Source organism: Halomonas sp. THAF5a (genome assembly GCF_009363755.1).
Lineage (GTDB): Bacteria > Pseudomonadota > Gammaproteobacteria > Pseudomonadales > Halomonadaceae > Halomonas.
Map to the genome: position 1 here is coordinate 2240822 of NZ_CP045417.1, position 11594 is coordinate 2252415.

At 70.9% G+C, this 11594-nt stretch carries 13 protein-coding genes; 10 read left to right on the forward strand and 3 right to left on the reverse strand.

Going from position 1 to position 11594, the window contains the following annotated elements; all coding sequences use genetic code 11:
• Window positions 1-29 precede the first annotated feature (29 nt).
• The 7 genes from FIU83_RS10080 (at window position 30) to FIU83_RS10110 (ending at window position 6274) form a co-directional block, all read left to right on the forward strand.
• Entirely contained in the window at window positions 30-2822 is a 2793-nt protein-coding gene (locus tag FIU83_RS10080) for a monovalent cation/H+ antiporter subunit A (protein ID WP_152483931.1), read from the forward strand.
• Complete coding sequence (locus FIU83_RS10085; protein WP_152483932.1) at window positions 2822-3160, forward strand: Na+/H+ antiporter subunit C; 339 nt, start codon at window positions 2822-2824, stop codon at window positions 3158-3160. Before FIU83_RS10080 ends, FIU83_RS10085 begins: the two co-directional genes overlap by 1 nt.
• Complete coding sequence (locus tag FIU83_RS10090) at window positions 3157-4680, forward strand: monovalent cation/H+ antiporter subunit D (protein ID WP_152483933.1); 1524 nt, start codon at window positions 3157-3159, stop codon at window positions 4678-4680. Before FIU83_RS10085 ends, FIU83_RS10090 begins: the two co-directional genes overlap by 4 nt.
• Window positions 4677-5183, forward strand: coding sequence for a Na+/H+ antiporter subunit E (locus FIU83_RS10095; RefSeq protein ID WP_152483934.1), 507 nt, complete (start codon window positions 4677-4679; stop codon window positions 5181-5183). The genes FIU83_RS10090 and FIU83_RS10095 overlap by 4 nt, the downstream gene beginning before the upstream one ends.
• Complete coding sequence (locus FIU83_RS10100) at window positions 5180-5449, forward strand: K+/H+ antiporter subunit F (RefSeq protein WP_152483935.1); 270 nt, start codon at window positions 5180-5182, stop codon at window positions 5447-5449. The genes FIU83_RS10095 and FIU83_RS10100 overlap by 4 nt, the downstream gene beginning before the upstream one ends.
• Window positions 5446-5790: a Na+/H+ antiporter subunit G gene (locus FIU83_RS10105; RefSeq protein WP_253939439.1), complete on the forward strand. Its 345-nt coding sequence runs from the start codon at window positions 5446-5448 to the stop codon at window positions 5788-5790. The genes FIU83_RS10100 and FIU83_RS10105 overlap by 4 nt, the downstream gene beginning before the upstream one ends.
• A gap of 79 nt (window positions 5791-5869) precedes the next feature.
• On the forward strand, window positions 5870-6274 hold the full coding sequence (locus FIU83_RS10110; RefSeq protein ID WP_152483936.1) for a hypothetical protein: 405 nt from the start codon (window positions 5870-5872) through the stop codon (window positions 6272-6274).
• Between the two features lie 10 nt (window positions 6275-6284).
• On the opposite strand, the gene FIU83_RS10115 is transcribed toward FIU83_RS10110, so the two are convergent.
• Window positions 6285-7178: a helix-turn-helix transcriptional regulator gene (locus FIU83_RS10115; protein WP_152483937.1), complete on the reverse strand. Its 894-nt coding sequence runs from the start codon at window positions 7176-7178 to the stop codon at window positions 6285-6287.
• A 126-nt stretch (window positions 7179-7304) separates the two neighbouring features.
• On the opposite strand from FIU83_RS10115, the gene FIU83_RS10120 reads away from it, so the two are divergent.
• The 3 genes from FIU83_RS10120 to FIU83_RS10130 all read left to right on the forward strand — a co-directional run bounded on the left by FIU83_RS10120 (window position 7305) and on the right by FIU83_RS10130 (window position 9624).
• Window positions 7305-8009, forward strand: a complete 705-nt coding sequence (locus FIU83_RS10120; protein WP_152483938.1) for an ABC transporter permease — start codon at window positions 7305-7307, stop codon at window positions 8007-8009.
• Entirely contained in the window at window positions 8006-8731 is a 726-nt protein-coding gene (locus FIU83_RS10125) for an energy-coupling factor ABC transporter ATP-binding protein (RefSeq protein WP_152483939.1), read from the forward strand. Before FIU83_RS10120 ends, FIU83_RS10125 begins: the two co-directional genes overlap by 4 nt.
• Window positions 8732-8844: 113 nt before the next feature.
• Window positions 8845-9624: a substrate-binding domain-containing protein gene (locus FIU83_RS10130; RefSeq protein WP_253939593.1), complete on the forward strand. Its 780-nt coding sequence runs from the start codon at window positions 8845-8847 to the stop codon at window positions 9622-9624.
• Window positions 9625-9756: 132 nt separating this feature from the next.
• On the opposite strand, the gene idi is transcribed toward FIU83_RS10130, so the two are convergent.
• Both idi and FIU83_RS10140 read right to left on the reverse strand, forming a co-directional pair.
• The gene (gene idi, locus FIU83_RS10135) at window positions 9757-10341 is read right to left on the reverse strand and encodes an isopentenyl-diphosphate Delta-isomerase (RefSeq protein WP_216645023.1); all 585 of its coding nucleotides are present in this window, start codon (window positions 10339-10341) and stop codon (window positions 9757-9759) included.
• Between the two features lie 28 nt (window positions 10342-10369).
• On the reverse strand, window positions 10370-11518 hold the full coding sequence (locus FIU83_RS10140; RefSeq protein WP_152483942.1) for a phytoene/squalene synthase family protein: 1149 nt from the start codon (window positions 11516-11518) through the stop codon (window positions 10370-10372).
• Window positions 11519-11594: the final 76 nt, after the last annotated feature.

Below are 11594 nucleotides of genomic sequence, written 5' to 3' on the forward strand. Positions count from 1 at the left end.
GCGCCAGGCCGCTAGCCGGGCACGCCCCCATGACCCTGGCCCTGATCCTGGTGCTGCCGCTGCTCGGCGCCCTGCTGCCGGCGCTCGGCCGTCGCGCCTCCTGTCGGCGGCTCGCGGCGCTCGCCGCGCTGCCCGCCCTCTCGAGCTTTCTCCTGCTGCTGAGCCTGCTGCCGCGGGTCGCGGGCGGCGAAACGCTGGTCGCCAAGCTCGCCTGGCTGCCCTCGCTGGGCCTCGACCTGGCGCTGCGCCTCGACGCCCTGGGCCTGCTGTTCGCCCTGCTGATCACCGGCATCGGCGCCGTGATCGTGCTCTACGCCCGCTACTACTTCGAGGGCAGCGCCTCGGCCGCGCGCTTCTTCACCCTGGTCCTGCTGTTCATGGGGGTGATGCTCGGCATCGTGCTGGCCGAAAACCTGCTCTTCATGCTGGTGTTCTGGGAGCTGACCAGCCTGGTGTCGTTCCTGCTGATCGGCTTTCACGGCGACCGCCAGGCGGCCCGGCTGGGCGCGCGGATGTCGCTGGTGATCACCGGCGGCGGTGGCCTGGCGCTGCTCGCCGGCATCGTGCTGCTGGGCCAGGCCGCCGGCAGCTACGAGCTCTCGGCGGTGCTCGAGGCCGGCGAGCGGATCCGCGCCCACGAGCACTACGCCCTGATGCTCAACCTGATCCTGCTCGGCGCCTTCACCAAATCGGCCCAGTTCCCCTTCCACCTCTGGCTGCCCCACGCCATGACGGCGCCGACCCCGGTCTCTGCCTACCTGCACAGCGCGACCATGGTCAAGGCGGGGCTCTTCCTGCTCGCCCGGCTGCATCCGGCCCTGGCCGAGACCGAGCTGTGGTTCCACCTGGTCACCCTGACCGGCATGCTGACGCTGATGGTGGGCGCCTTCGTGGCCATGTTCATGCACGACATGAAGGGGCTGCTGGCCTACTCCACGGTCTCCCACCTGGGGCTGGTCATGCTGCTGCTCGGCCTGGGCACCCCCCTGGCGCTGGCGGCGGCGCTCTTCCACCTGGTCTGCCACGCGCTCTTCAAGGCGCCGCTGTTCATGATGGCGGGCTACGTGGATCGCGCCACCGGCACCCGCGACATGCGCCGCATCAACGGGATGTGGCGCTTCATGCCGACGCTGATGGTGCTCTCGTCGATCCCCGCCGCGGCCATGGCCGGCCTGCCGCTGATGAGCGGCTACGTGAGCAAGAAGATGCTGTTCACCGAGAGCCTGCAGGTGGTCGCGCCGGCGTGGGCGACGCTGGTGATTCCCGTCTGGGTCACCCTGGCCGGGCTCTTCTCGGTGGCCTACTCGATCCGCATCTTCCATAACGTCTACTTCAACGGGCAGCCCATCGACCTGCCGGTCTGGCCGCCCCGGGAGCCCCGCCGAACGGCCCTCGCGCCCGTCGCACTGCCGGTGCTGGCCACGCTCATGGTCGGCCTCGCGCCCCAGGGGCTCTACGCGACGCTCGTCCATCCCGCCTTCGAGGCCGCGCGCCAGGCCCCGCTTGCCGCCTACGATGTCGCGGCGCTGGGCGGCGCCCGGACGGCGACGATGAGCCTCGTCGCCCTGGCCGGGGGCGCGCTCTTCTACGCGATCCGCGGGCCGCTGTTTCGCCTCCACGCCCGGCTGCCCGAGGTGGATGCCAAGGAGATCTTCGATTGGGCCATGCGCCGCGCCATCGAGCGCTCCCAGCGCCGCGTCTTCCAGCTCGAGAACGGCTCGCTGCAGCGCTATCTCACCTTCATCCTGGTCACCGTGGTGGTGCTGGTCGGCGTGGAGCTGCTGGCCGTGGCGCGCTGGGACGGCGGCGTGCCACTGGGCCCGCTCGACCCGCTCACCGTGCTGGCCGCCGTCCTGCTCTGCCTGGCGGCCATCGGCGTGGTGGTCTTCCACCACTACCGGCTGCCGGCCCTGCTGCTGCTCGGGGTGACCGGGCTCTTCGTGACCGTCGCCTTCGCGCGCTTCTCGGCCCCGGACCTCGCCCTGACCCAGCTGATGGTGGAGGTGATGGCGGTGGTGATCATGATGCTCGCCCTCTCCTTCCTGCCCCAGCAGTCGCCCCGGGAGTCGACGCGCCTGCGAATGGGCCGCGACCTCGCCATCGCCGGCCTGGTGGGCGGCGGGGTGGCGGCCTTCAGCTTCGCCATCCTGACCCGCCCCCAGCACACCATCTCCGACTTCTTCCTCGCCAACAGCCTGCCCGGCGGGGGCGGCACCAACGTGGTCAACGTGATCCTGGTGGACTTTCGCGGCTTCGATACCCTGAGCGAAATCACCGTGCTCGGCATCGCGGCCGTGGCGGTGTTCGCCTTCACCCGCGACCTGCACCTCAAGGAGAGGGTGGTCGACACCCAGCCCGGGCACTGGGTGGCCGAGCCGCACCCGATCATGCTCGCCGCCGTGGCCCGGCTGGTGCTGCCGATCGCCCTGCTGGTCTCGGCCTACATCTTCCTGCGCGGCCACAACCTCCCCGGCGGCGGCTTCATCGCCGGGCTGATCACCGCAGTGGCCTTCACCCTGCAGTACATGGCAGGCGGGCTGGCCTGGGCCCAGGCGCGCATGCTGACCGCCTTCCGGCCGCTGATCGGGGCCGGCCTGCTGATCGCCGTGGCCACGGGGCTCGGCAGCTGGCTCGTCGGCTACCCCTTCCTCACCTCGGCCCATGGCCACGTCCACCTGCCGCTGGTCGGCGACTTCGAGCTGGCCACCGCCATGCTCTTCGACCTCGGCGTCTACGCCACCGTGGTCGGGGCGACACTGCTGGTGCTGGCCAACCTCGGCAAGCTGATGACCGTGGCCGGCCCCGGCGAGGAGATCGGCTGATGGAACTGCTCTATGCGCTGACCCTGGGCGTGCTGACCACCTGCGGGGTCTACCTGCTGCTGCGGGCCCGCACCTTCACGGTGATCCTCGGCCTGACCCTGCTCTCCCACGCCGTGAACCTCTACCTCTTCGCCTCGGGGCGGCTGGTCGCCGGGGCGCCGGCCATCGTCGGCCTCACCGAGGGCGCGGCGGATCCGCTGCCCCAGGCCCTGGTGCTGACCGCCATCGTCATCGGCTTCGCCATGACCGCCTTCGTGGTGGTGCTGGCCCTCAAGGCCGCGGTGGAGCTGCGCAACGACCACGTCGACGGCGAGAACCCCGACGAGGATCGCCTATGACCCACGCGCTGATCCTGCCGATCCTGCTGCCGCTGATCACCGGCGCGGGCCTGCTGCTGCTCTATCGGCTGCCCTTCGGGGTGCAGCGCCTGGCCGGCCTCGCCAGCACCCTGGGCCTGGTGGCGCTGGGCGCCTGGGCCCTGGTCGCGGCGGGCGGAGGGGAGTATCGGCTCTACCACGCCGGCGACTGGCCGGCGCCGTTCGGCATCGTGCTGATCCTCGACCGACTCGGCGCCCTGATGCTGGCGCTGACCGCGCTGCTGGGGCTCGCCTGCCTGCTCTACGCCAGCCGCGGCATCGACCGCCGGGGGGCGCACTTCCACGCGCTCTTCCAGTTCCAGCTGGCCGGCCTCAACGGCGCCTTCCTCACCGGCGACCTCTTCAACCTCTTCGTCTTCTTCGAGGTCCTGCTGATCGCCTCCTACGCGCTGCTGCTCCACGGCGGCGGGCGGGCGCGCAGCCGCGCCGGGCTGCATTACGTGATCATCAACCTGGTGGGCTCGGCGCTGTTCCTGATCGCCCTGGGCACCCTCTACGGGCTCACCGGCACCCTCAACATGGCCGACCTGGCCCTCGAGGTGGCCGCCGCCCCGCCGGGCGATGCGCCGCTGCTGGCGGCGGCCAGCATGGTGCTGCTGGTGGTGTTCGGCATCAAGGCCGCCATCCTGCCGCTGCTCTTCTGGCTGCCCCGCGCCTACTCGGCCTCCAGCGCCCCGGTCGCCGCGCTCTTCGCCATCATGACCAAGGTCGGCGTCTACGCCATCCTGCGGGTCTTCCTGCTGGTCTTCGGGCTCGGGGAGGCCCCGGTCAACGCCGCCGCCTGGCAGTGGCTCTGGCCGCTGGCCCTCGCGACCCTGGCGCTGGGCGGCGTCGGGGTGCTCGGCTCGGACAGCCTGCGCACCCTGACCGCCTACCTGGTGATCATCTCGGTGGGCACCCTGTTCGCCACCCTGAGCCTGGTCACCCCGGCCACGCTCGCCGCCGCGCTCTTCTACCTGGTCCACAGCACCGGCATGGCGGCCGCCTTCTTCCTGCTCGCCGACCTGCTGGGCCAGCAGCGCGAGGAAGGCTACGACCGCTTCTCGGTAGAGGCGCCCATGGGCCATCGCCCCCTGCTCGGCGGCCTGTTCTTCCTCGCCGCCATCGCCGCGGTGGGCCTGCCGCCGTTCGCCGGCTTCGTCAGCAAGGCGTGGATCCTCCAGGCGAGCGTCGACGAGCCCCGCTGGCTCTGGCTGTGGGGCCTGCTGCTCGCCGCGGCGCTCTTGACCCTGATCGCCGTCAGCCGCACCGGCAGCCGCTGGTTCTGGCGCCCCGGGCCCATCAAGACGCCGCGCCCGCTCGATCGCGGCGGCCTGGCCGTCGTCGCCGCCCTGGTCGCCCTCAACGGCGCGCTCTCGGCGCTGGGCGAGCCGGTGATGGGCTATCTCGCGCTGACCGCCGACCAGCTGCTCGCCCCCGAGGCCTATATCGCCGCCATGCTGCCGGAGACGCCGGCCCTCGCCTTGGGGGTCTCGCCATGACGCCGAACGTCCACTCCCGGCAGTTCTGGCTGCCGCACCCGCTCTTCTCGCTGTTCCTGGCCCTGCTCTGGCTGCTGATGGTCAACGAGCTGAGCGTCGCCCATGCCCTGCTGGGGCTGGCCCTGGGGGTGGCGATCCCCGTGGTGACCCACGCCTTCTGGCCCGAGGAGGCGAAGATCCGCCGCCCGCTGCCGCTGCTGCGCTACCTGGGGGTGCTGCTGGTCGACATCCTGCGCTCCAACCTGGTGGTAGCACTGCGTATCCTGCGCCCCGCCCGGGAGCTGCGGCCGGGCTTCTTCACCTACCCGCTGGCGCTGGACGACGACTTCGCCATCACCCTGCTGGCGAGCACCATCTCGCTGACCCCGGGCACCGTCTCTCTCCATCACGACGCCGAGGCCAACACCCTGCTGATCCACGCCCTGCACCTGGAGGACGAGGCCGAGGCCATCGCCACCATTCGCACGCGCTACGAGCAGCCCCTGGAGGAGATCTTCCGATGATCGCCGTCGTCGTTCCCATCGCCATGACGCTCTTCGCCGTCGCCGCCCTGCTGAACCTCTACCGCTTGGCCATTGGCCCGGACATCGTCGACCGGATCCTGGCGCTGGACACCCTGATGATCAACAGCATCGCGCTGATCGTGCTGGCCGACCTGCGCATGGGACTCGGCGTGCTCTTCGAGCTGGCGCTCTTGATCGCGCTGATGGGCTTCATCGGCACCGTGGCCATGAGCAAGTACCTGGTGCGGGGGGACGTCATCGAATGAGCGCCCTCGAGATGCCGGCGACCCTTCAGCTCGTTATCGCCACCTTCCTGCTGGTCGGGGCCCTGGTGGCGCTGATCGGCTCCTGGGGGCTCGCCAAGCTGCCGGACTTCTACACCCGGCTGCACGGCCCCACCAAGGCCAGCACCCTGGGCGTCGGCTGCACCCTGATCGGCTCGCTGCTCTATTTCAGCCACCAGCAGGACGGCGTCTCGGTCCAGGAGGCGCTGGTGACGATCTTCCTGTTCGCCACCGCCCCGGTCAGCGCCCACATGATGGGCAAGGCCGCCCTCCGCCGGCGCCTCACAGGCGTGCCGGGCACCAAGAACCCGCCCGAGCGCTAGCCGCGGCCGCCATCGGTTGACTTCTCGGCCTCAATAGACAGAATGATATTCACTCTCATTTGAGAAAAGACGATGCGCCATGAACGCGGAACGCTCCCAGCTGTACTACGCCTGCGTCTTCCTGCAGGTCTCCTTCCAGGCGATCCAGCACTCGGTTACCTGCTCGACCCGGCAGGACGACACGCCCTGCTGGCTCGATGCCCAGACCATGAGCCTGCTGCTGGGCGAGCTCCAGCGCTGCCGCCGCCAGGCCGGCCCCATGAAGGACGTCGCGCCCTGCCTGGACACCGCCTTCTACCACTGCGGCCTGCTGATGGCCCAGTGCCCCGGCGCCCTCAACCGCCCGCTCTGCCAGCACCATCTCGAGGCCATCATTGCGCCGCTGAAGCAGGCCGCGACGCGGCTCTCGGGAAAGGCGAAGCCGGCCGCCGAGCACCGCGCCACTTCGACGGGAGAGCGACTGCGCCGCTGGCTGGGGTGGTAGGCGCGGCGGATCAGGCGTTGTAGATCACCCGTCCGAGGGCGGTGATGTCGTAGCCGCCGAGCGCCGCGGCCCGCTCGGCGAAACGGGGTTCCCGGGCGAAGGCCAGCAGCCGCTGGAGCGGCGCCTCGAAGTAGCTGCGCCGCCGCAGGGCCAGGTCGAAGGCCTCCTCGTGGAGCGCCACGAAGGCGAGCCCCTGGCGACGGGCCGCGGCCTCCACCCCCAGCCCCGCGTCGGCCTCGCCCTGGCAGATCGCCAGCGCCAGGTCGTCCTCGGAGAGCGACGGATGATCGGCGAAGCGCAGCGTGCCCGGGGCGATGCCCGCCCGCCCCAGCAGCCAGGTCAGCAGCCGGTGGGCGCCGGCGTCCGGCTGGCGATGGGCGACTCGCACCCGCCGATCCGCCAGGTCCTCGAGCGCGGCGATGCCCAGCGGGTTGTCCGGCGCCAGCAACAGCCCCTGGCGGCGCATCGCCCAGCGCACCGTCACCAGGTCGCGCATGCCGGCGAGCCCCAGCGCCTCGGGCCGGTTGTAGTCGCCGTGGCGCTCGTCCAGCAGGTGCAGCCCCGCCACCATCGCCTCGCCCGAGAGCAGGCGGCGCACGCCGTCGCCGCTGCCGTGGCACAGCAGCGCCAGCCCCGCCCCGCTCTCGCGCACCGCCCACTCCAGCAGCGGGTCCTGGCTGCCGGCGAGCACCAGCGGCACGGGGCGGCTGCTCGCCCGGTCGCCCTCCAGGTGGCTCATCAGCCAGAGGTCGATGGCCTGGCGCGGAAAGAGCAGCTTGCCGGTCACCCGCACGCAGGGAATGCCGCCCTGGCGCACCAGGTCGTAGACCTTGCGCTCCTTGAGGCGCAGGTAGTCGGCCACCTCGGCGGTGGTCAGGTAGGCGTGATCCGGGCCGAGTGTCATGGGCACTCCTCGAACAGGTACCGGCGGGGTTTCGTTGTTTTCCTGCATCTTACTGCATGAATTCCCGCACCGTGTGCATTAGCGGGATTTAACGCACATGATGCCTGGAGAGTGCAGGAGAGCCCGATGCCCGACGACGCCAACGCCTTCCAGACCGCCCTCGCCCTGATCCTGGGGTTCGATCCCGACCTGATCGGGATCGTCACCCTGTCGCTCAAGGTCTCGCTCACCGCCGTGCTGATCGCCGCGCTGATCGCCCTGCCGCTGGGCGCGGCCATCGCGCTGTGGCGCTTCCCCGGGCGCGGGGTGCTGATCGTGACGCTCAACGCGCTGATGGGGCTGCCGCCGGTGGTCGCGGGGCTCGCGGTCTACCTGCTGCTCTCCCGTGCCGGCCCGCTGGGCGAGCTCGGCCTGCTGTTCACCCCCGGCGCCATGGTGATCGCCCAGGTGATCCTGGTGCTGCCGATCATCGCCGCCCTGACCCGCCAGCAGGTCGAGGAGCTCCACGGCGACTACCATGAGCAGCTCTCCTCCCTGGGCGTCTCGCGAACCCGTCGCATCCCCACCCTGCTGTGGGACGCCCGCTTCGGCCTGGCCACCGTGCTGCTCGCCGGCTTCGGCCGCGCCAGCGCCGAGGTCGGCGCGGTGATGATCGTCGGCGGCAACATCGACGGCGTGACCCGGGTGATGACCACCGCCATCGTCCTGGAGACCAGCAAGGGCGACCTGCCCCTGGCGCTGGGGCTCGGCATGGTGCTGCTCGCCCTGGTAGCCCTGGTCAACGCCGCCGCCCACCTGGTAGGCGAGACGGCGCAAAGGCGGGCGGGATGAACGAGCTGACGCGCCTGGACGTCGCGGCCACGGCCCCGCTCGCCCTCGAGGGCGTCGGTTTCCGCCACCGCGGCCAGCCGCTGCTGCACCCCGTCGACCTGCGCCTCGCGGGCTGCCGGCGCACCCTGGTGATGGGGCCCAACGGCGCCGGCAAGAGCCTGCTGATGCGCCTCGCCCACGGCCTGCTCACGCCGACGACCGGGCGCGTGCGCTGGGAGGGGCGGCCGCCGCGCCAGGCCATGGTCTTCCAGCGCCCGGTGCTGCTGCGCCGCTCGGCGCTGGCCAACCTCACCTATGCCCTGGCGATCGCCGGCACGCCCCGCCGCCAGCGCAAGCCGCGGGCCCAGGAGGCACTGTCGCGTTTCGGCCTGGCCGCCCTGGCATCGCGACCGGCCCGGGTGCTCTCCGGCGGCGAGCAGCAGCGCCTGGCCCTGGCCCGGGCCTGGCTGGTCCGTCCCGAGGTGCTGTTCCTCGACGAACCCACCTCGGCGCTGGATCCCGCCGCCATCAAGGCGGTGGAGGACGCGGTCAACGACTTCCACCGTCGCGGCACGCGCATCGTCATGACCAGTCACGACCTCAACCAGGCCCGCCGCCTGGCCGACGATATCGTGCTGATGGTGGACGGGCGGCTCGTCGAGCAGGGCCCGGCCGAGACCTTCTTCACGGCGCCCGCCTCTCCCGAGGCGCGGGCCTTCACCCGGGGCGAGCTGATCTGGTGACGACTCGCCCCGCGCAACGCGCAGCCCTCCACTCCGCCACCACAAGGAACGCCAACATGGAACGGAACCCCCGCCTCCCCCGCCCCGGCCTCACCCTCGTCGCCCTCGGCCTGATGGGCGCCTCGCTCGGCGCCAGCGCCCAGGACGACGGCCGCTACATCACCCTCGCCTCGACCACCTCCACCCAGAACTCGGGGCTCTTCGACGCCATCCTTCCGCAGTTCAGCGCAGCCAGCGACATCGAGGTGCGCGTCGTCGCCGTGGGCACGGGCCAGGCCTTCGAGATCGCCCGGCGCGGCGACGCCGACAGCCTGCTGGTCCACGACACCGCCGGCGAGGAGCGCTTCGTCGCCGAGGGCTACGCCACCGAGCGCGCCGACATCATGTACAACGACTTCGTGATCGTCGGGCCGAGCGACGACCCGGCCGGCATCGCGGATGCGGAGAGCATCGAGGAGGCGCTTTCCGATATCGCCGCAGCCGAGGCGCCCTTCGCCTCCCGCGGCGACGACAGCGGCACGAATCGCGCCGAGCTGCGCCTGTGGGACGCCGCCGGCGTCGAGCCCGGCGGCGAGTGGTATCGCGAGCTCGGCAGCGGCATGGGCCCGACCCTGAACACCGCCGCCGGCATGGACGCCTACGCGATGAGCGACCGCGCCACCTGGGTCGCCTTCGACAACCGCCAGAACCTCGAACTGCTCTTCGAGGGCGACGAGGCGCTCTTCAACCAGTACGGCAGCCTGCTGATCGACCCGGAGCGTCACCCGCACCTGAAGCACGAGCTGGCCGAGCAGTGGCACGACTGGCTGCTCTCCAGAGAGGGCCAGGCCGCCATCGCCGACTTCGAGGTCAAGGGCCAGCAGCTCTTCTTCCCCAACGCCCACGCCGAGTGAGCCGGCGTCCCCTCGCCTCACCCGGCGCCCTCAAGCGCCCGGCCACGATCGTTCGGGCCGCGATCGGTCGGGCCGCGTTCGGTCGGGCTACGCTTGGCCGGGGCATGAAGGGCCGGATATTGGCCGTGGCGCCTATCGGGTATAGCGCTCGAGCTGCTCGGCGAATTCACCGCGCAGTCGCGCCCACTCCATCTTGAACCAGGGCGTGTAGGCTTCCGGCCGAGCGGCCAGCTCGGCATCGAGCTTGGCGGGAGATATCCAGCACCAGTCGGCGATCTCCTGGCGATTGGGGCGTGGGAGATCGTCGGTGCCCCCCACATAGACCCAGCAGAGCTCGTGCTCGGCGCCGCTCTCCCCGAACTGGGCCTGGTAGCGAAACTTGTAGCAGAAGGTGAGCTGGGCCTCGACGCCGACCTCCTGCCAGAGTCGCCGGTGAATCGCCTCCTCCATGGCCTCGCCGCGACGCGGGTGGCTGCAGCAGCTGTTGGACCAGTATAGCGACCACAGGCGCTTGCCCGCCGCCCGCTGCTGCAGCAGCACCTCTCCCTCGCGATTGAACACGAACAGCGAGAAGGCGCGATGCAGCACGCCGCTACCTTCGTGGCATTTGGCCTTGCTCAAGTGCCCCAGCTCCCTGTCCGCCTCATCGACCAGGATCAGCTCCTCGTCATCGAAGGACACGGTCTCGTCGCGCTCCCCTATATCGGTGCTCGCCACTGGTGATCTCCTCGGCCGTGAAATCGATCTACTGCGTGTCATTGCCCAGCCCAAGGCCGGCGCGTGACGCCCTGGCACCGCTCCCTTCGGAAGGCCCAAGCGCCCACGCGCTGAGGGCCGGGTCGGGGCCCGCCAGGGGCACGAGGGGCAACCCGCGGGCCACCCCGTTGAACAGCAGCGTGAGCAGCCCGTCATGACGGGCGGTCAGGCGGGTCGTCGCGATAGCGACCCTGACCGTGCGGCGAGGCACCTTGACCTGGCGCCCCGTGCCATAGGTCGGGCGGGCCGCGATCCGCCTGAGGGTGAGCAGGGCCAGGCCGATGGCCCACAGGCAGAAACGCCGGATGCCCGCCTCCCTCGCCGGCACCATCAGGGTGTAGCGGAGGGCGTTACGCAGATGGGCATGGGCCACCCCTACCATGTGGCCCAGTGCGGCGACGAAGGCGGGATCGTCACGTCCCGGTGCCAGGCTCGCCACGTCCACGCCGAACGCCTGGAACTCCTGTCGGGGCAGCCAGCAGACGCCGCGCTGCCGATCGTCCCAGAGATCCTTGAGGATATTGGTGAGCTGCAGCCCCTGGCCAAACGAGGGGGCCAGGGCCAGCATCTCGCCACGCCGCTCGTGCATGTCGTCCGAATACTGGCAGAACAGCTCGGTGAGCATCTCCCCCACGACGCCCGCCACGTGATAGCAGTAGCGATCCACCTCGCCCAGGTCGGCCAGGCCCTCCCGGCTGGCGTTCGCCTGATAGTGGCCCATGCCCCGGCACATGATGCTCACGCACTGGATCAGCGCCTGCCGCTGGGGCGGTGCGAGGCCATGGGTGCAGCGCACGACCCGAGGGGTGTTCGCCATCAGCGCCCGCTCCTCGGGTGTCGTGGCCGGCGAGAGCAGCGGCGTGACCTGCCGGGCGAAGTCCTCGGCCGCCTCCTCCACTCTCAGCACCGCCAGGAACCGTTCCTGCAGGTGGCGCTTCTGACCCGCGGACAGCGCCGGTTCATCCTCCAGGGTGTCGGCGATACGGCAGAGCAGGTAGGCATTGGTCACGGCCTGGCGCAGCTCGGCCGGGAGCTGGGGGATGGTGAGGGCGAAGGTGCGTGAGACCCCGCCCAGCACCCGATCCTGATAGGCGTCTGCCTCTGCATTGTCGGTAGCCGTCCCGAGGACCCTGGCCATGGCAGTACACCCATTTCCGTGTGGCGATTGACCGAACCGCTGCACCTGCGCGTCTCCAGGTGGCGTCACGGTCAGC

Bases quoted from the DNA above. Each gene is read 5' to 3' on its own strand.
- FIU83_RS10080 (WP_152483931.1), top strand. From the start codon at position 30: ATGACCCTGGCCCTGATCCTGGTGCTGCCGCTGCTCGGCGCCCTGCTG.
- FIU83_RS10085 (WP_152483932.1), top strand. From the start codon at position 2,822: ATGGAACTGCTCTATGCGCTGACCCTGGGCGTGCTGACCACCTGCGGG.
- FIU83_RS10090 (WP_152483933.1), top strand. From the start codon at position 3,157: ATGACCCACGCGCTGATCCTGCCGATCCTGCTGCCGCTGATCACCGGC.
- FIU83_RS10095 (WP_152483934.1), top strand. From the start codon at position 4,677: ATGACGCCGAACGTCCACTCCCGGCAGTTCTGGCTGCCGCACCCGCTC.
- FIU83_RS10100 (WP_152483935.1), top strand. From the start codon at position 5,180: ATGATCGCCGTCGTCGTTCCCATCGCCATGACGCTCTTCGCCGTCGCC.
- FIU83_RS10105 (WP_253939439.1), top strand. From the start codon at position 5,446: ATGAGCGCCCTCGAGATGCCGGCGACCCTTCAGCTCGTTATCGCCACC.
- FIU83_RS10110 (WP_152483936.1), top strand. From the start codon at position 5,870: ATGAACGCGGAACGCTCCCAGCTGTACTACGCCTGCGTCTTCCTGCAG.
- FIU83_RS10115 (WP_152483937.1), bottom strand. From the start codon at position 7,178: ATGACACTCGGCCCGGATCACGCCTACCTGACCACCGCCGAGGTGGCC.
- FIU83_RS10120 (WP_152483938.1), top strand. From the start codon at position 7,305: ATGCCCGACGACGCCAACGCCTTCCAGACCGCCCTCGCCCTGATCCTG.
- FIU83_RS10125 (WP_152483939.1), top strand. From the start codon at position 8,006: ATGAACGAGCTGACGCGCCTGGACGTCGCGGCCACGGCCCCGCTCGCC.
- FIU83_RS10130 (WP_253939593.1), top strand. From the start codon at position 8,845: ATGGGCGCCTCGCTCGGCGCCAGCGCCCAGGACGACGGCCGCTACATC.
- FIU83_RS10140 (WP_152483942.1), bottom strand. From the start codon at position 11,518: ATGGCCAGGGTCCTCGGGACGGCTACCGACAATGCAGAGGCAGACGCC.